This window comes from Sphingomonas natans, from assembly GCF_030546695.1.
GTDB lineage: Bacteria > Pseudomonadota > Alphaproteobacteria > Sphingomonadales > Sphingomonadaceae > Sphingomonas_I > Sphingomonas_I natans.
The window spans coordinates 207,760-226,223 of record NZ_JAUOTP010000005.1 but is presented as its reverse complement, the minus strand read 5'-3'; the positions used below and the strand labels follow the sequence as shown (position 1 = coordinate 226,223).

Genomic DNA, 18,464 nt, shown 5'->3' with positions numbered 1-18,464 from the left:
TTTCAATAAAGATATTAGAACTTGAAGCGAGCGCCCACGCTAAAATAGCGCCCGATCACATCGTCACCGATGATCGACGGATACTGGAAAGCCGGCGTTCCGGAAAATGCCGATGTGACGTAAACCGGCGGGTTTTTGTTGAAGACATTTTGAACGGACAGGAAGATTGATTTGTCCCTGTCACTGTCTAGGAACGCCGTCAGCGTTATATCTGTGTAGGCCACGGCAGGAACTTTGGGAATGTTGTACACCACCGACCGGTTGGCGTCCTGGCGCAGGCTTGAGCGCCACCGTTCCTGCACGTCGACCGACCAGTGCGGGCTCGCAAACGAGACGAAGCCGGTCAGACGCAGCTTGCTGATGCCGCCACCCTGCTGGATGGACGCGACGCCGCCGTTCCGAATGGGATCTGTGCCTGGGATCAAAACTGTCGTCAGCTGCGGTTGATAGCCGGCAAGCCCGCGCAAGGTCAGCCTGTTATCCGCTCCTATCGGGGCCGAATAGTTGATTTCCGTGTCGATGCCCCAGGTCTTGAGCGTGGCGCCATTCAACTGGGTCGAACGCACTCGCGTAGGAGCATTGTCGAGCGAGCGGTTGCTGAAGGCGAGGGGACGATCATAAAGATCACAATAGGGCCCTGTTCCGTTAGCCGCCTCGCAGAGGCGCTGGACGACCTGGGTGCGTCCGTCGACGGCCGAAATGACGTCCTTCATCTTAATACGGAAATAGTCGACCGAGATACTGAGCCGTGGAATGAAGCTTGGCGCAAAAACCAGGCCAAGCGTCGTCGTGTCGGCTTTTTCCGGAGTAAGGCTCGAATTGCCGACGGTCTGGGTCTGCACGAGGCCGTTAAAGCCGGTATGGACGTCCTGATAGCCGCTGTTCGCCAACGTGGCTGGTTGAAACAGGTCATACAGGCTTGGCGCGCGAATATCGCGTGAACGCGTCCCGCGGAAGCGAAGTCCCTCGAGAGGACTCCAGTCACCTCCCACCTTCCACGTGACCTCGCTACCTGACGTAGAATAGTCCGTGTAACGGACGGCCCCGTTCAAGCTTGCATTACCTATCGCGCTGTTGGCGAGCAAAGGCACTTCAGTCTCGAATGCCGCCTCCTTCACAGTCTGATGAGCAGAGACAGGCGTGATACCGCCACCGCCGTAATAATAGGTCGTGGTGCCCTGTACGCAGTTGAATCGTATACCAGTGCAGTCGGCCAGGGCGCTGCCCGGAATTCCGGTCGTGATGTCCATCCCGAGCCGCCGATATTCTCCGCTGACCGCGAAGCGAACGGGCCCAGCCCAATTGTCGAATGCCGTACCGCTGATGCTTGCGGAAACGTTGTCGAGCGGAAACCGGGGCTGATTGTAAATCGAGCCGTAGATATAATCCAAAGCGGCATCCTGGGTCGCCGGGGATGTGCCAAACGGATTAATCGGTACGCAGCCGGGGTGAGAGCCAGGATTGGTCACGTTCGCTCGGCAAACTATGTTGCCGTTCGCCACGCCAGATCGGACCAGGCCTTCGTCTGCGGCATCCAGCGAGGCGAAGAGGTTTGCGGCGACGCCGAAACCCAGCCCCTGATTCCGCGACGTGCTTTGCGCGTGCTGGTAAAAAACGTCCCATTTGAACTCGCCCACCGAGCCGGTCAGGCCCGCTGCGGCCTGCCAGCTGGTCGTCTCATTCTTGATAGCCAGCCGATGTTCGGCGTCATCGAATACGCGCGAGAAGACAAATGGACCTCCGAGCGCCGGGCGTAGGGCTGCGGGGAGAAATGCATTGTCGTTCCCGATGACCACTACCGGATTGAACAGGAACGGATAAAAATAGTTGAAATTCTTGGAACGAGCCCAGAACCCCTGGGCATATATGTTAATGGTATCCGTGATCGCATAATCGGCGCGACCGAAGGCCTGGTCTGTCGTTACATCAGCCGCGGCCGAACTGTTCTTGCCGTAGAAGCCGTCGCCCCCGCTTTCCAGGCCGGCGCCCTGAGTAGTGCCATGCTGGAACGGTCCGACGACGCCTGGCGCCACGAACTGCTGCCCGGCCAAGGGGCCCGAGAATATGGAGCCGTTGAATCCGATTGCAGAATTGCGGGCATTTGTGATCAATCGATACGGGTCTGCAGTGGTCCCGCTTCCGGCTAGCGCATAGACAGCGCGACCTGATTTACGTGCCTCCTTGAGGAAGCCGTTCTGGTCATAGTGCTCGAAGCTGGCCATGACGTGGCCGCGGTCGCCGGCGAAATTCATGCCATATGCGGCGCCTGCACGCCAAGACGGCGCATCACCATAGGTCGAGAGACCCCGCTGTGCCTGCACCGAAAGTCCTTCGAACTTGGTGTTGAGCACAAAGTTTATGACCCCCGAAACCGCGTCGGATCCATAGACTGCCGAAGCGCCGCCGGTAACGACATCGACGCGTTGAAGCAGCATCTGCGGCAGTATGTTGGTGTCGACTGCGCCCGTGTAGCTGGTTGGCGGAACGCGATGGCCGTCCAGCAGCACGAGGTTGCGCTGAATGCCGATGCCGCGCAAGTTGAGATAAGCGCCGGTCGCATTGTCCGTAGTATCGCCTTGGACCGCAGTGCCGCGCGAAAGCGCGAACGCCGGCAGCTTCTTCAAGGCGTCGGGTACGCTTGTCGGCGTATTTCTGAGGAGCGCTTCGGTCGAGACGATCGTCACTGGGGTCGGCAGATTGTTTCCGTTGGTCGTCAGGCGGCTGCCCGTCACGACGATGTCGGCAGCATTCCGCTCTGAAAGACCGCCTTGCTCGGAGCTTCCGGCGACCGCGGCAGGGACATCCCCTGTGCCTGAGGTTTGACTTGAACTCGTCGCTTGTGCCTGCGCCGCCGAAGCCAATGCCAGCGCGCCAATTGCAGAGCTGCAGAATGCCAAACCGCGTACCATGTATCCGCCCCCTTGGAAGTCGCCTTGTGTTATTCACAAGCGCGAGATTGCCCTATATCAAATGGATTATTCTGAATCAACGTGAATATGCCAGTTTATTGTCGCATGGCTGCTCTCGCCGATCGATCCCGAGCTCCCCTTCTGGCAGGTTTCGAATTTGCCGACGGCTCCGTCAGCGGGGAAAAAGGAGGCTATGCTCGCCGGCCGGATCGACGAGCAGGCGCTCTCTCCGCTCGATCCGAGGGTTGGCTCGGCAAACGAGTGACGACTTTTATCGGCTGGTCGTACGACTTCGTCGCGGAAACGTTTTTCGCAGCATCCCGAAGCCAGGACTGGTGGAATGCCGTGAAAACGAGCCGCCAGTTTCGCGCGTCACTTCGAAGAGGCCTCGTCCGGTCGCTACACAGCGATAGGAAGCCGGTGCGGCCATCGGCTCGATCGTTTGACTAAGCGCAACGCGTTGGTTAGTCTGCAACGGAAACCCGGATACGTCATAGTGTAGTCGCGGAATGGGTTGTGGCAAGCGATGCCGCTCGAAGTGTCGCGTTCCGCTGAGAGATGAGGATGCGGATTATGAATGGCGATGGAAGTGCCGTCGATCAGGTGTTCGCGGCATTCGCGGCGTCGTATTCCGCGTTGCTGGTAAGTTTGCCCCTGGTGCTTGCGGGAATCCTGCTCACCGGGTCGCTCTTTTACTTCGGCTGCGTCCGGCCGCACCTTCCCGAACGCGGCTTCAGGATATGGATGACCTATCTCTTCCCCAAGGAGATGTACACGAGCCGGTCAGGCAGGGTCGATTTTGGCGTATGGCTGGCGAATGGCCTGATCTTCATTCCACTGTTTGAGGTGGCGGTGATTGTCGTTGGCCTCGTAGCGGGCGTGACTTTTAAAGATGCCCTTGTGGACGTATTCGGACCTGCGCCGCAGCTTGTTACGGTCGCGTGGGCGGCCGTTGCGATCCAATTCTTTGGCTTTTGGTTCGGACAGGGCATCGGCCAATATAGCGGGCATTACGCGATGCACCGTGTGCCGCTGCTTTGGGCGCTCCACCGCGCGCACCATTCCGCCGAATCCGCGAACCTTTTCGCGTTTCTCCGCAGCCATCCGCTCGAGCATTTCGTCAACGGTGCAACGCGCGTCCTTGGCACCGCCGTGGGAACCAGCATCGGGCTCTACGTCACCACCGGCGACCTGCTGCCCGCCACCACCGCCACGATCTTCTGGTACAATATCATCTATGTTCTCATCGGCTTCCGCTCGGTCGATCATCTCCACATACCTGTATCCTATGGTCGCGTGCTGGACGTTGTCTTGGGTTCGCCCGTGATGCACCAACTCCACCATAGCGCCGAGCCGCAGCACATGGACAAGAACATGGCAGGTGCCGGCTATATCTTCGACTGGTTGTTCGGAACGCTTTACGTCCCGGCGAAAGGCGAAACCTGGCGCTGGGGGCTGAACGACGCCGAATTAGGGGACCATAATCCGCACAATACCCTGCGCGAGTTCTATCTGGAGCCGCTGCGTACGATGCGCTTGGAGACCGGCAAGCTGTTTCCATGGCGGCGCAACGATCGAAAGCCCCCGTCGTCGCCGGCGGGTGCCGCGTGAGCTGGTGGGTGACGATCGATCTAAACGATCTGCCTGACGATCAAATGCCGGAATTCCTCAAGAACGGGATGTCCTACACGCCCGTTTGCACTGGATCCGGCCGGCGTAGACAATCGAGACCGGCTTCGGCACGCCGGGGCAGGGCGCTACGCCCATTTCTTGAAAGGCGAGTGATCCTTCTGAGGCAGGCGGCGCGTATCCAAAGGATTCTCCGACTGGTCCGACTTCGCTTGCCGGCGATCTCCTTTTGAGACGGAAGAACCTCGCGAAGTGGATCGGCGACGCAGTTCACCCGGTTTGCGGGGTGTGCCGTCGGGCCGTCGGCGCTAGCTGCGCTACGGGAGGTCGGGATTGCAGATTTAAGATCGGCAGCGTGATCGATAAACGATGAGCTGTCGTAGCTGCTGAAAAGCGGTTTGCTCTGCATAGAGTCTGTCATCGCCGACGATGGCCCACCGTCTGACGAATATGGTGACCTGGTGTGACAGCATCATGCGGTGAAGCAAGGAGTGAGCAATTGGGCGGCAAGTTTGACATCGTGATCGTGGGCGCCGGGCATGGCGGCGCGCAGGCGGCGATCGCGCTGCGGCAGAACAAGTTCGACGGCACGATCGCAATGATCGGCGAAGAGCCCGAACTCCCTTACGAGCGCCCGCCTCTCTCAAAGGACTATCTTGCCCGCGAGCGGACGTTCGAGCGGATCCTGATCCGCCAGCCGGCCTTCTGGGACGAGCGCGGCATCGCGATGCTGCTCGGCCAGCGCGTCACGGGCGTGGATCCGGACGCCCACACGGTCACCACCGACGGCGGCGAGACGATCGGCTATGGCCAGCTCATCTGGGCAACCGGAGGCGCGGCGCGGCGACTGTCCTGTCAGGGCAATGATCTGACTGGCGTCCACACGGTTCGCACCCGCGCCGATGCCGATCGCATGATGGGAGAGCTGGATGGCATGACCCGCGCGGTCGTGATTGGCGGCGGCTATATCGGGCTGGAGGCGGCGGCCGTGCTCGCCAAGTTCGGCAAGCAGGTCGTGCTGCTCGAGGCACTCGATCGCGTGCTGGCGCGCGTGGCCGGCGAAGAACTGTCGCGCTTCTACGAGCACGAGCACCGGGCGCACGGCGTCGACGTGCGGCTGGGTGCCCGCGTAGATCATCTGGAAGGCGCGGAGGGCAAGGTCACCGGCGTCCGTATGGTCGATGGCGAATTGCTCGCCTGCCAGATGGTGATTGTGGGCATCGGCATCGTCCCGGCCATCGAGCCCTTAACGGCAGCAGGCGCCGCAGGCGGCAATGGCGTTGCGGTCGACGGGCAGTGCCGGACCAGCCTGCCGGACATATTCGCAATCGGCGATTGTGCGCTGCACAGCAACGGTTTCGCCGAGGGGGCGGCCATTCGCGTCGAATCCGTGCAGAATGCGAACGACCAGGCGAATGTCGTCGCCAAGACGATCACCGGCGCAATCGCAACCTACGATGCCGTGCCGTGGTTCTGGTCGAACCAATATGATTTGCGCCTGCAAACGGTCGGCCTTTCGATCGGTTACGACGCCGTCGTGCAGCGCGGCGATCCGTCAACGCGCAGCTTCAGCCTTGTCTATTTGAAAAACGACCGCGTGATCGCACTCGACTGCGTCAATGCCACGAAGGATTACGTTCAGGGTCGTGCATTGGTCACCGGTGGTGCTGTGGTCCATCCGGCCATGCTAGGAGACGCGACGGTCCCACTCAAAGAGATGCGCGTAGCCTAAACTGCCATAGTCTGCGCTGAAGCGCCTGGATCATCAGCTCGGTAAGGTACGCCGGGGCTTAGAACGGGCGCAGACCAACATCAGCCGCCAGTGCCGATGCCACGCCCATCTTCCGCCCGCTTGGGACGTGTGATCGCATTTGAGCCATCGGCTAAGAGGCGCCGTTGTTGCGCGACGCGATGACATTTGACCGTCGGATTGGAAAAAGGAGCACGAGAAGAGGGGACCCGTCCGGTGGGCACCAGCGCAAATGGCTACAAAAGCGTGTGCGCAGCCCAGAAAAAATCCCAATGGCCCGGAACGATGCGAAATATCCACAATCGCTAAGTGGCAACAACGGCGGTTTTCGCGGTGATCTCTGGTGGTGAGCGGCCCGGCCGCTTTCGGTATGCGCGCCGACGCCACGGTCCCGCGAAAAGAAAGATCGTACGCTGGCTCGTCACAAGCCTCTGGACGAGCTTCCCGCCATCGTGCTGAGGCGGCGGTTTACGCCCGCGGTTGGGCGAGACGGCGGAGACGAAGCGGTGGCGAAGGCGACAACGAAACGGACATCGCGCGCCAGCCGTGGAGGACCATCCGGCATCTTCGTCTGGATGCTTTGGCTGATCATAATCGCGTTGCTGGCCGTGGTCGCTCGCTACGCCTTCATCGCCGCCCAGCCTGATCGGGCCGGTTATACCTTATTCGGTCGGGAAGGGTCGTTGGAGCCGGCTGGCAAGCCGAACGTGAATGCGGACAAGCGGACGAGCGTGGACAGGGCCATGCGTAAGCCGAAGAAGGACTATTCCGAAGCCGATCGGGCCAAGCTCGACGAACTGGTTGACGCGGCATCGCCGTCAAAGCGGTAGCGCCCGCTGCCGTCGCCCTACGGCCAAGAGTGGTGGAAAGCGGCCTGTCTGCTTCGGGCGCCCTAATCCGACGAGCGGGCGCTGCGCAGCAAACTTCCTAAGCGCCTTGCGGAGGTCTGCTCAGCGTTTGACGCGAGATGCCGAGCCGCTCGTGAATACGATCGTCCGGCACGATGTGAGGTTGGCGCGGCCTGCTTCCCGGCGATGTTCCATCGTTGGCGGCACGCCACCGAGCTGATTTTGCCACAGGCGCGCGCTCGTTTACATATCGTTGGCGTGATCGAGGCTGAACCCGGCACCGCGTTCGGCCCTGGTGCCGCGAAATGGCCGCCTTTGCGCACGCCGCGCGTCGGGGCCTGTCATTGCCGAGGTCCGAGAAGAGCCGAGTAAGATCTTCAACGCGGTGAGGCCAAGGGGTGAATTCGAAGCGGACGAGACGGGCGCCAACTTTTCGCCATCCTCGTGAGCCCGCTCGATAGCTTTGCAGAAGGCCGATTGCTGGCAAGCGATTAGACGACCTGTCTCTCTCTCTCTCTCTCTCTCTCTCTCTCTCTCTCTCTCTCTCTCTCTCTCAGGCTCAGCTGCTCGGCAGCTAATCACAGCAGCACGTGCGTAATTACCGAATCTGAGCTGAGTCTCCCGGATTGATGAAGCCACGCACAGCTTGTACAGGTTGAAAGCGCTTTCAAAGGGCTCTTCGTAATTGCAAGGCAGGACAGCATATGCCGACAATATTGGCGACCGGTGATATCGCGCCGGATCGCGATGTGCCGGACGAGTGCTTCGCGGCGACGCGCGACCTGTTGAATGGCGCCGATCTGGTCTTCGGCCAGCTAGAAACGAGCTTCGCCGAGCGGGGAACACGCCTGCCACAGGCGCGCCACGCCGTGCTATGTCCATCCGAGGGAGCCGCGGCGGTGGGACGGGCCGGCTTCGACATCATATCATGCGCCGGAAATCACGTACTCGACTGGGGCAGCGAGGCCTTCTTCGAGACGAAAGCGCGTCTAGAGGCGGCGGGTGTCGCGGTGGTCGGCGCAGGCGAAAATATCGCCGCCGCGCGCAAGCCGGTGATTCGCCAATTGTGCGATGGCACACGCGTCGCGATACTGGCTTATTCGTCAATCCTGCCGATGAGCTATTGGGCGGACGAGCGCCGGCCCGGCTGTGCGCCGATGCGGGCGCATACGATCTACGAGCAGATCGAACATGATCAGCCGGGCACGCCGCCGCGCGTCCATTCCTATCCGCATCGCGACGATCTGGCGGCGATGGAAGAGGATATCCGTGCTGCCAAGCGACAGGCGGATATAGTGCTGGTGTCGCACCACTGGGGCATTCACTTCGTCCGCGCGACGATCGCCGACTATCAACTGGATGTCGCCCGCGCCGCGATCGCGGCGGGTGCCGACGCGATCATCGGCGGGCATGCGCATATCCTGAAGGGCGCGGAGCTAATCGACGGCAAGCCGGTCTTCTATTCGTTGTGCAACTTCGCCTGTGATCTGCGCATGGATCCCGCGCATGCCGCCAGCAGGAGCTTCAAGGAGATCCAGTCGCTGGCGGAAGATTGGGTGCCGGATTTCGACAGTCTGTACAATTTTCCCGCCGCCGCGCGAATGTCGATGATCGCCCGCCTGGAAGTCGCGGAGGGCAGGATCACCGAGGCCGGGTTCCTGCCGCTATGGATCGATCGCGATGCGGTTCCCCGCGTCCTTGCGCCGGAGGATCCGCGCTTCGGCGAGGTGATCGAATATATGACGGCGGTGACGCGCGAGGCGGATCTCAACGGCCGTTTCCGCGCCGAGGGTGATCGGGTCGTGCTGGAGGCACTGGCATGATCCGCCGGATATCCCTCGAAGGCATCGTGCTGCTCTATTTCCTCAGTTATTTGCCCAATATCATCCTCACGAAACTCGTGACGAGCAAGGTCCATCCTGGGCTTGGGCGCCCGCTGACCGGGCTGGAGACCTTGCCCGCGTCGCTGATCGTGAGTCTCGTGCTGACCTACGCTTTCATCTGGCTGTCCGGCTGGCACCGCGATGCCAATGCGGTCACGGTCGCCGGCACGCGCGTGCCGATCCCAACCGGAGCGACCTTCCTGTCGGGGGTTGGTACCGCGCTCGTGCTGTTCACCGTGCCGTTGTCCTTCACCTTCCAGGGGGTGAGTATCCCGTTCATCCAGCTGCTAATGCGCGGCGACATCCTGATCATCGCGCCGCTCGTCGATCTGATGTTCGGGCGGCGCGTCAGTTGGTGGAGCTGGGCGGCGCTCGTGATGATCGCGGTCGCGCTCGCCTTCGTAGTCCAGCAGCGCGGCGGGTTCGGAATGCCGCCGCTCGCGATCCTCACGGTCATTCTCTACACGGTCGGTTACTTCATCCGGCTGGCGGTCATGACCCGCGTGGCGAAGAGCCGCGAGTCCGCCAGCATCCGCAAATATTTTGTCGAAGAAAAGATGATCGCGCTGCCCTTGTCGGTGGTTGCGCTCGGCGCCGTTTCGGCATCCGGGCTCGGGGCGCAGGCGGGCGAACTCGGCTGGGGCTTCCTGGCCGTCTGGAGCGATCCCGTGATCTGGTGGCTCGCCGGGATCGGCTTTACGCTGACGATCATCTCAATCTTCGCCGCGATCATCCTGCTCGACCCTCGCGAGAACAGCTATTGCGTGCCCATGGAACGCGCCTCCAGCCTCGTTGCGGGGATTGCGGCGGCGTATCTGTTGCATTGGATCTGGGCGCTGAAGACGCCGACGCCGGCCGAGACGATTGGTGCCGCGATCCTCGTGGCGGCAATCGTCCTGCTGTCGCTGGCACCGCGCTTCGCGCGCAAGCGCCAGGCTCTGGCGGAGACGCCCTAGGCGCTCTCGCGCGCTATCAGGCGGAAGCCGACGTCGATGTGACGATCGAGGATCTTTTCGCCGGCGGCGCGGCGGCGCAGGACGTTGACCGCCTCGCGCCCGATCCGTGCGCCGTCGATATCGATCGTGGTGATAGTCGGCCGCATCTCCGCGGCGATGGCGAGATTGCCGAAGCCAACCACGGCGACCTCGTCCGGCACCTTCACGCCGGCCGCCATGGCTTCGACGAGAACGCCCTGCGCAAGCCAATCCGAGCTGCAAACCACCACGTCGGGGACGACGTCCAGCTCTCGAAGCTGGCGGAAGGCGGCGCGTCCGTTGCCGAAGCGGGTCTGGCTGGGGAAGCTCTGTTCCGATGGCTGTTCGCCTCCCGAGGCGAGCCAGTCGTCGACGAAGCCCTGCCTTCGTTCCATCGCGCGGGTGCCGGCGGCGGAGAGCAGATGCGGCCTCGCATAGCCGCGGCTGCGCAGGAAGTGGGCGATGTCCTGGCCAACAGCACGATGCGAAAAGCCAACGGCGACATCGATTGGATCGTCGGGAAGTCCCCACGTCTCGATGACGGTGACGCCGCGGCTGCGCATCAGATCGCGCGTCGCCGGGTCGCTAAGAATGCCGGTCAGGATGATGGCGTCGGCCCGTCGTGAAAGGGCCGCGGAGATCAAGGCCGGCATTCGCCCATTGTCGATGCCTGTAAGCCCGAGCATGACGATGTGCCCATCGATTGACAGTTCGTCGACCATCGCCTCGATCGTCGCGTTGAAGATCGATTGTGCCATGTCCGGCACCAGCGCAGCGACGAGGCGACTCTTGCTGGAAGCAAGCCCGCCCGCCATGAGATCGGGCACATAGCCCGTTTCCTCGACGGCGCGACGGATCCGTTCGGCAGTGGCAGCGGCGACCATGCCCGGCGTATTCAAGAACCTGGAGACGGTGGCGGACGATACCCCCGCGCGCGCCGCGACGTCGCCCATCTTGGGAAGGGGAAGGCGCTCCGACATGCCAATTGCGTAGCCTGCTCATTCGACTGCGAATAGAGGTTGCAAGCGTTTTCATCAGTTCGTACGACAAGTGTTATGCAAGACTTCGACCCTCTTCTTCCCGAAACATTCGATAGCGCGACCGCGGACTATGCGCGCCTGCGCGGCGAATGCCCGGTCGCGCACAGCGACGCTTGGGGTGGGTTCTGGGCGCTGATGAAGCATTCAGACGTGGCGGCAGCGGCGGCCGACAGCGGGACTTTCATAACCTCGAAGCAGAATGTCGTGCCCGCAGTCGCTTTCACCGGCCGGCGCCCGCCGCTCCACCTCGATCCGCCCGAGCATACGCCCTATCGCCGCACGCTCAGCCCCTTGCTCACCGAGCGCAAGGTCGCGCGGTTCGAGCCCATCATCCGCGACATATGCCGCGAATTGCTCGACGCGATGGTAGCAAAGGGGGGCGGGGACATATGCGAAGACTTTTCCGCGCGGATGCCGATCCGTGTGTTCGCACACTGGATGAACCTGCCGCCCGCTCAGATAGAATCCCTTTCTGATGTCGGCCGGCGCTACAATATCGCGGTGCAGTCGAACGACATGGAGTCGACTAAGGAAACGAGCCTGCTGCTGTACGAGATGGCCCGCCAGTTGGTGGCTGATCGCAAGGCCGCGCCGCTCGACCCAGAGGAAGATGCGACCAGCGCGCTGCTGGCGACGCGCGTCGACGGAGAACCGTTTCCCGACGAGATGATCGTCGGCACGATCCGGCAGGTGCTGGTGGTCGGGATCATCGCGCCGACCGTCTTGATCGGCTCGGTCGCGGTCCATCTGTCGCGCGATCAGGCCCTGCAGGCGAAGCTGCGCGCCGAGCCCGAGCTTATCCCGGCGGCGATGGACGAATTCCTGCGTCTCTATACGCCCTATCGCGGCTTCGCTCGGACGCCCACGCGCGATGTCGAGATTCGCGGCCGTACGATCCCGGCGGGCGAGGCGGTGGCTTTGGTCTACGCCTCGGCCAATCGCGACGAGGATGTGTTCGAGGATGGCTCGACCTTCAAGCTCGGGCGGCCGAACATGAAGGAGTCGCTGCATTTCGGGCGCGGCACGCACATGTGTGTGGGCGCGGCGCTGGCGCGGCTAGAGCTGGTGGTGGCGCTGGAGGAGATGATGGCGCGCCTGCCGACCTTCGATCTGGCGGGCGACATCGTTCCGACGCGTTTTCCCGAGATCGGCGCGCTGCGCGTGCCGCTCACGTTCGCTCCCGCCTAGACCGTCGCCGCGACGATCAGTTCGTCGCCATCTTCGTTGATCGCTGTTGCGAGCCCCTCGCTGGCAGTCACCTCGATCAGGTAATCACGGATGCGGATAAACGCTTCCGAACCGGCCGGCGCCAGCCGAGGCACGCTATTGTCCCCGATCCACGCCGGGATCAGGCGCGTCTCCACGATCGCACCGTCGCGCACGACGAGCCTGACGATGGCAGTCATCCGCGTTTCCTCGGGCAGCATGTAGCTCGCCTCCAGACTCCACGTCGGGTTGAGGCTGACGAGGTGACGGAAGCTTGCGGTGTGTACGATCGCCGGATCCCAGATGTGGGGCTGCTCGATCGCGAAATTGCCGAGACTGAAGAAGATTGGCTTGCCGCGATGGAAGCCTACGCCCTTCATCAAATGAGGGTGGTGGCCGAGGATCGCGTCCGCGCCGGCTTCGACTGCGGCCTCGGCAACCTCTATCTGATATTCGGCGATGCTCCCGCGCACCATGTGGATGCCCCAATGGAGCGAGACGAGAACGACGTCGGCATGTGCCCTTGCGTCGCGGATCGCGGCGGTCAGCGCGGCGAGATCAGCCCTGTCGGGATGGCTGCGGATGCGCGCCGGAGTGCCCGGCTGATCATGCTCGATCTGCTCGTAGAAAGTATGCGCTCGCATCGGCGCGCAACCCGGGCTGTCAGCGGTCGCGGCGTAGCCCTCGGGGAGGATGGAGCTGGCCGCGACCATCGCCACCGTCGTATTGTCGACGGTCTGGTAGACCGGCGCAAAAGCGGATCCGCGATCTGGGCCGGCGCCGGCCAGTCGGACGCGCGCGGCCGCCATCGTCTTCAGTGTGTCGCCGAATGCGTCGTAACCCCAGTCCAGGCAGTGATTGCCGGCGAAGGACATCATGCTGAAGCCGGCGTCGGCAAGTACCGGGCCGAGCGTCGTCGGCGCCCGCATCGCGAGCTTGGCATTTGGAACGATCGCGCCGCGATCCGAAATGACCGTCTCGAGCTGCCCGAACACGACCGGCGCCGCTCGGAGCGTGTCGCGGACGGGCGCGAACATCGACGCCAGATCGTCCCGCTTTGCGCCGACGTCCCCGACCGCCAGGATGTCGAACGATGTCATGCGGGCAAAGCGGGGGGCGGGGTGTCCTTGATGACGACGCGCAGCACGAGCACGATTACGGAGGCCAAAAGCAGGAAGCCCGCGACCATCAGCGTGGGGGCGCCGAAGCCGCCGCTGCGCTCGCGCACGATGCCGACGAGATAGGGCACGATCAGCCCGCCGGAGCTGCCGGTGATGTTGATCGCGACTGCGCCGACCGCAAAGGTGGCTGGTGTGAACAGGCGAGTCGGCAGGGCCCAGAATGCGCCTTGCGCCGCGCCGAGGCAGGTGCCAGCGACAAGCAAGGCGATCAGGCCGACCACGCTCGCTCCCGCGGTGCCGGCGGTCAGGATCGCGATTGCCATGACGGTTGCAGGCACGGCGATGTGCCAGAAGCGCTCGCCGCTCCGATCCGAATGCGTTGCGCCGATGTAGATGCCGATCGCATTGCCTGCCCAGGGCAAAGCATTGACCAGACCGATCTCCAGCGGGGTGAGGCTGGTCAGCGATTTGACCATCTGCGGCAGCCAGAAGATGATGCCATACGATCCCGCGAGCAGGCAGAACCAGAGAGCCGCGGACGCCCAGACGAGCGGTTGCTTCAGGATGGTCCAGTCGTTCCTGCGCGCCGTCTCGCTGCGGTTGGCGGCGTTCCGAGAGAGCCACAGCTTTTCGTCCGCGCTCAGCCATGTCGCATCGGCGGGGCGGTCGGGGAAATGAACCCATGCGATCGCCGCGAAGATCAGGGTGGGCAGCGCCTCGCCGATGAACATCCAGCGCCACGACGCGAACCCGACTGGTGGGTGCATGCCGAGCAGGAAGCCCGACAGCGGCCCGCCGACGACGATCGAGATCGGGATGGCCAGCATAGGCATGGCGAAGGTCGTCGCGCGCTCGCGCTCGGTCGCGAATTGGCTCAGGTACAGGACGATGCCGGGGGCCAGGCCACCCTCGGCAAAGCCCAGCAGCACGCGCAGGACGTAGAATTGCCAGCGGCTGTCGATGAAGGCCATGCCGCCGGCACAAGCGCCCCACAGCAAGGCACAGCCGGCGAGCCAGCGGTGGAAGCCGATCCGCTGGAGCAGCAGGACGCTGGGATATTGTCCGGCCAGAAAGCCCAAGAACAATATGCCCGCGCCGAAGCCATATTGGCTCGGGCTGAAGCCGAGATCGGCATTCATCTGCAGCGCGGCGAAGCTGACGTTCACGCGATCGATCGAACTCAGCAGCATGAACAGAATGGTCGGGATGATGAGCTGCCAGCGGACCTTTCCGGCCAGCGACTTCGATGCGTTCGTCATGCCACCCCTCATGCTGCGAGCATTATTTGCCTCGACGCATCCATTGCCGATGCGGCAGTAAGCTGCAAGCGAAAGCGCTTTCAAAGACAGGGGAGAGACGATTTGGGAGATGCGATCGGGCTGAGCGAAACCCTGGCGCGGCATGTCGCGACCTATGATGCGGCGGCCTTGCCGGACACGACGATCCACGCCGCAAAGCGCGCCTTGCTCGATGGGATCGGCGTAATGCTCGGCGCGAGCGGGGTGAGCTCCGAGGTCGTGCCGTTCGTCGAATATGCGATAAGCGGCGGGCACGGGGATGCGGCCGTCCTGGGACATGACGTGCGGGTCACGCCGGCAATGGCCGCCTTCGCCAACGGTGCGATGGCGCATGCGCTGGATTTCGAAGACGCGTTCGATGCCGCACCGAGTCATCCCAACGCCTCCCTGCTGCCGGCCGTGCTCGCGACTTTGGGAACGGCGGCGCCGGTCAGCGGGCGGGAGTTGCTGACGGCGATCGCGATCGGGTGTGATCTTGCTTGCCGAATCGGGCTCGCGCTGACACGCGATATGGAGGTCGGCGGCTGGTATCCGCCGCCGATCCGGGGCGCGTTTGGCGCCGTGGCCGCGGCAGCGCGCATCCAGCGGCTGTCGACCCGCCAAACCCTCGATGCCTTCTCGCTGCTGCTGTGCCAGACGACGATGCCGGGCGAGATCAAGTATAGCGCGGATACCGTTATCCGCGCGGTGCGCGAGGCTTTCCCGGCGCAGTCCGCGGTCCAGGCGAGCCAGTTGGCTGCGCGGGGCGTGCGAGGGTTCGACGCGCCGTTCGAGGGCAAGGCCGGCTTCTTTCGGTTGTATGCCGATGGCCATTACGACCCGAGCCGATTGCTCGACCGCTTGGGCGAGCATTTCTGGATCGACCGGCTGACCTTTAAGCGTTGGCCTGCCTGCCGCGGCACGCATGCCTATATCGAGGCCGCGCAATATCTGCGCGCACAGCACAGCATCGATCCGGCTGCGATCTTTGCGGTCACCGCTACTGGTGGGGAGGTGCAGCGCATGCTGGTGGAGCCCGCCGACCGCAAGGCCGCGCCGACGACCGCGATCGACGCGAAGTTCTCGATCCCGTTCACCGTCGCGGCCGCGCTGCTGGACGACGAGGTGACGCTGGACAGTTATGACCTCGCCTCGCTCGCCGATGTGCCGAAGCGTGATCTCGCCGCTCGCGTGCGGTTCGAGCTTCGGCCGGATTGGGGGATGGCGCAGGCAGCGTCGGGAATATTGTCGATCCAGCTCGCCGACGGCGTACGCTACAAGCACACGATCGAGGACGCGCTCGGCGGCCCGGATCGGCCGATCGACGACGACCGGCTGACCGCCAAGTTTCGGGACTGTGCGCGCCGCGCGAAGCACCCAATGTCGGATGCGCAGGCCGAGCAACTGGCCGCGGCGATCTGGTCGATCGATGAAGCGGGCGATGCGGCGATCGCGCTGAAACTGTGAGCGCTTCGAACTAATGGTTATGCGACATAATGAAAACGCTTGCAGCCGGCCGCTGACTTGTTAGGAAGCACGATCGAAGCCCGAGACGACGAGAGACCGTCCGGGTAACAGGCGAGGACCGATACGATGTCTCAGACTTTGGCACGCCGCAGCCGGCTCTGTGCTGGCGCCGCCCTGTTCACCCTCTTGATCGCACAATCCGCCAACGCGCAGAACGCCGCGGCGCAGGACCAGGTTTCCTCCCCCTCTGCCACGCCGGCCGATCTGGCGCCGGCGACGACCGCGCCGAGCGAAGGGCTCGAAGACATTGTCGTGACGGCCGAGCGGCGCTCGCAGAGCCTGCAGGACGTGCCGATCTCGGCGACCGTGCTCAATGCGGCCGATCTGTCGCGCAAGGGCGTCAACAACATCGCCGACTTGCAGCAGGTCGCGCCGTCGCTGACGATCAACACCTTCAATCGATCGACGTTCATCAACATTCGCGGCGTCGGCATCGCGCAGTCCGCACCGACGTCCAATCCGGGCGTCGCCTTCTACATCGACGGCCAGCTGATCCCGCACGAGCAGTTCATCGGCCAGAGCTTCTACGACATCGGGACGATCGAAGTTCTGCGCGGCCCGCAGGGGACGCTGACCGGTCAAAACTCCACCGGTGGCGCGCTCTACGTCCGCACCCCCGAACCCGATTTCGAAAAGTATTCCGGCTACCTCGACGCCACGTACGGCAATTACGACGCGCTGAAGGTCGTCGGCGCGCTCAACGTGCCGATCAGCGACGAGGCTGCGGTCCGTGTCGCGGCGGTGCACGACAAGCGCGACAGCTTCGTCGACAATATCGGCCCGAGCCCGAGCCAGCCCGGCAACGTCGATCTGAACGCGGCCCGCTTCAACCTGGCGGTGCGGTCACCGAACGAGGTGCTGCGCGCGAACATTCGTGGCGATTATTTCAACTCCAAGTCGGATAACAATGCCGTCAAGCGGCGGAACGATACTGTCTCGACCGATCCGTTCGTGATCGAAGAGGATGCGCGGTCGCTGCAGAATCAGCATGGCGGGAAGCTGTCGGGTGAGGTGCGCGTCGCCGTGGTGCCGAGCGTCGATCTGCGGGTGATGACCTCGTATCAGGATCTCCACACGGTCGATCAGACGGACGGCGACCGTACCGCGACGGCGCGACCGCGCCCGCCGGCCAACGCCGTCGGCCGCGTCAGCCGCGTCAATACGGACATCAACACGTTCATCGGCGAAGTGAACCTGCTCTCGACCGGCAAGCGCGACTTAAACTGGGTCGTCGGCGGCTTCTATCTCAACGAGTTCGTCGACACGCTCTCGCGCCGCGACAACAACAATGTCCTCGATTTCGTGTCGTCCACCTCGACCTTCCAGACACGCGCGGAGAACACCACCAAGTCGGTGTTCGGCCAGGTGAACTGGTATTTCACGCCAGCGCTCGAGGCGATCGCCGGCGCCCGCTATTCGGACGACGAGCAGATCTATAATCGCTTGATCCCCGCCGGTGCCGTGCCGCCCGGCGCCAGCGTGATCGGTGTCCAGCATTCGACGAAGGTGACCGGCAAGGTCGGCCTCAATTATCACTTTGATCGCAACCTGCTCTACGTGACCGCGTCGCAGGGCTACAAGGCGGGCGGCGTCAACCTGACGATTGGGACGCCCAATTTCGGACCCGAGACCAACCGCGTCTACGAAACCGGTTTCAAGACGCAGTTCCTCGACAATCGCCTGCGCGTGAACGGCGACGTTTTCTATTCGAAGTATAAGGACATCCAGCTGTCGAGCCTGCTGGGCACGCTGCCGGTCACGCAGAATGCGGCCGCCGGCAAGTCGTATGGTGCGGAGCTTGAAGTCACCGGGCAGTTCGGTGCGCTCGGCTTCAATGCGGGCGGCGGATATCTTCATGCTCGCTTTGATGGTGCCACCTGCATCACCGATACCAACTCGGCGGGCACGGACCCAGGCTGCCCTGCCAACCTGCGGCTCGTGCCGGACGGTCGCGTCCTGCCCTTTTCGCCAAAGTGGACGATCAATGCCGGCATTCAGTATGAGGTCGAGCTGAACCCAGATGGCAAGTCGCTCACGCCGCGCGTCCAATGGTCGCACCTCGCGCAGCAGGTCGCGACACCGTTCCCGAGCTTCAACACGATCGTGCCCTCGCGCAATGTCTTCGATGCGCGCCTGACGTTCCAGATCACGCGCCAGTACAAGATCGAAGGTTATGTCTCGAACTTCACTAACAAGACGTACATCGCCTCGCAGGTGCAAAGTTCGTCGAGCGCGGATGGCGGCATCATCTACGGCGCTCCGCGCACGTACGGCATCCGCGGCGTTGCGAAGTTCTAACG

General features: G+C 63.0%; 12 protein-coding genes. 8 read left to right on the top strand and 4 right to left on the bottom strand.

The features are described 5' to 3' along the window. Nucleotides 1-14: 14 nt before the first annotated feature. Complete coding sequence (locus tag Q4F19_RS12805) at nucleotides 15-2,909, bottom strand: TonB-dependent receptor domain-containing protein (RefSeq protein WP_303543139.1); 2,895 nt, start codon at nucleotides 2,907-2,909, stop codon at nucleotides 15-17. Between the two features lie 573 nt (nucleotides 2,910-3,482). Between Q4F19_RS12805 and Q4F19_RS12800 the strand changes: the two genes are divergently transcribed. The 5 genes from Q4F19_RS12800 (at nucleotide 3,483) to Q4F19_RS12780 (ending at nucleotide 9,975) form a co-directional block, all read left to right on the top strand. Further along, nucleotides 3,483-4,520 carry a sterol desaturase family protein gene (locus tag Q4F19_RS12800; protein WP_303543138.1) on the top strand — a complete coding sequence of 346 codons (1,038 nt, stop codon included), beginning with the start codon at nucleotides 3,483-3,485 and terminating at the stop codon, nucleotides 4,518-4,520. 517 nt (nucleotides 4,521-5,037) lie between these two features. Continuing rightward, nucleotides 5,038-6,270 (top strand): NAD(P)/FAD-dependent oxidoreductase, encoded by a 1,233-nt coding sequence (locus tag Q4F19_RS12795; protein ID WP_303543137.1) that lies wholly within the window; start codon nucleotides 5,038-5,040, stop codon nucleotides 6,268-6,270. A gap of 524 nt (nucleotides 6,271-6,794) precedes the next feature. Further along, nucleotides 6,795-7,118, top strand: a complete 324-nt coding sequence (locus Q4F19_RS12790; protein WP_303543135.1) for a hypothetical protein — start codon at nucleotides 6,795-6,797, stop codon at nucleotides 7,116-7,118. Between the two features lie 734 nt (nucleotides 7,119-7,852). Then, nucleotides 7,853-8,959: a CapA family protein gene (locus Q4F19_RS12785; protein WP_303543132.1), complete on the top strand. Its 1,107-nt coding sequence runs from the start codon at nucleotides 7,853-7,855 to the stop codon at nucleotides 8,957-8,959. After that, on the top strand, nucleotides 8,956-9,975 hold the full coding sequence (locus tag Q4F19_RS12780; protein WP_303543131.1) for a hypothetical protein: 1,020 nt from the start codon (nucleotides 8,956-8,958) through the stop codon (nucleotides 9,973-9,975). The genes Q4F19_RS12785 and Q4F19_RS12780 overlap by 4 nt, the downstream gene beginning before the upstream one ends. Here the strand turns inward: Q4F19_RS12780 and Q4F19_RS12775 are convergent. Further along, nucleotides 9,972-10,973 carry a LacI family DNA-binding transcriptional regulator gene (locus tag Q4F19_RS12775; protein WP_303543130.1) on the bottom strand — a complete coding sequence of 334 codons (1,002 nt, stop codon included), beginning with the start codon at nucleotides 10,971-10,973 and terminating at the stop codon, nucleotides 9,972-9,974. The genes Q4F19_RS12780 and Q4F19_RS12775 overlap by 4 nt on opposite strands. A 75-nt stretch (nucleotides 10,974-11,048) precedes the next feature. Between Q4F19_RS12775 and Q4F19_RS12770 the strand changes: the two genes are divergently transcribed. Continuing rightward, on the top strand, nucleotides 11,049-12,221 hold the full coding sequence (locus tag Q4F19_RS12770; RefSeq protein WP_303543129.1) for a cytochrome P450: 1,173 nt from the start codon (nucleotides 11,049-11,051) through the stop codon (nucleotides 12,219-12,221). Here the strand turns inward: Q4F19_RS12770 and Q4F19_RS12765 are convergent. After that, the gene (locus Q4F19_RS12765; protein WP_303543127.1) at nucleotides 12,218-13,339 is read right to left on the bottom strand and encodes a CapA family protein; all 1,122 of its coding nucleotides are present in this window, start codon (nucleotides 13,337-13,339) and stop codon (nucleotides 12,218-12,220) included. The genes Q4F19_RS12770 and Q4F19_RS12765 overlap by 4 nt on opposite strands. Beyond that, nucleotides 13,336-14,619 carry an MFS transporter gene (locus Q4F19_RS12760; protein ID WP_303543125.1) on the bottom strand — a complete coding sequence of 428 codons (1,284 nt, stop codon included), beginning with the start codon at nucleotides 14,617-14,619 and terminating at the stop codon, nucleotides 13,336-13,338. Before Q4F19_RS12760 ends, Q4F19_RS12765 begins: the two co-directional genes overlap by 4 nt. A gap of 102 nt (nucleotides 14,620-14,721) precedes the next feature. Here Q4F19_RS12760 and Q4F19_RS12755 point away from each other — a divergent pair, with 102 nt between their 5' ends. Both Q4F19_RS12755 and Q4F19_RS12750 read left to right on the top strand, forming a co-directional pair. After that, entirely contained in the window at nucleotides 14,722-16,104 is a 1,383-nt protein-coding gene (locus tag Q4F19_RS12755) for an MmgE/PrpD family protein (protein WP_303543124.1), read from the top strand. Between the two features lie 126 nt (nucleotides 16,105-16,230). Then, complete coding sequence (locus tag Q4F19_RS12750; protein ID WP_303543123.1) at nucleotides 16,231-18,462, top strand: TonB-dependent receptor; 2,232 nt, start codon at nucleotides 16,231-16,233, stop codon at nucleotides 18,460-18,462. Nucleotides 18,463-18,464 lie beyond the last annotated feature (2 nt).

What these genes read in the sequence shown, in the direction of transcription:
- Q4F19_RS12805 (WP_303543139.1), bottom strand. Translation starts at nt 2,909, where the DNA reads ATGGTACGCGGTTTGGCATTCTGCAGCTCTGCAATTGGCGCGCTGGCA.
- Q4F19_RS12800 (WP_303543138.1), top strand. Translation starts at nt 3,483, where the DNA reads ATGAATGGCGATGGAAGTGCCGTCGATCAGGTGTTCGCGGCATTCGCG.
- Q4F19_RS12780 (WP_303543131.1), top strand. Translation starts at nt 8,956, where the DNA reads ATGATCCGCCGGATATCCCTCGAAGGCATCGTGCTGCTCTATTTCCTC.
- Q4F19_RS12775 (WP_303543130.1), bottom strand. Translation starts at nt 10,973, where the DNA reads ATGTCGGAGCGCCTTCCCCTTCCCAAGATGGGCGACGTCGCGGCGCGC.
- Q4F19_RS12770 (WP_303543129.1), top strand. Translation starts at nt 11,049, where the DNA reads ATGCAAGACTTCGACCCTCTTCTTCCCGAAACATTCGATAGCGCGACC.
- Q4F19_RS12765 (WP_303543127.1), bottom strand. Translation starts at nt 13,339, where the DNA reads ATGACATCGTTCGACATCCTGGCGGTCGGGGACGTCGGCGCAAAGCGG.
- Q4F19_RS12760 (WP_303543125.1), bottom strand. Translation starts at nt 14,619, where the DNA reads ATGACGAACGCATCGAAGTCGCTGGCCGGAAAGGTCCGCTGGCAGCTC.
- Q4F19_RS12750 (WP_303543123.1), top strand. Translation starts at nt 16,231, where the DNA reads ATGTCTCAGACTTTGGCACGCCGCAGCCGGCTCTGTGCTGGCGCCGCC.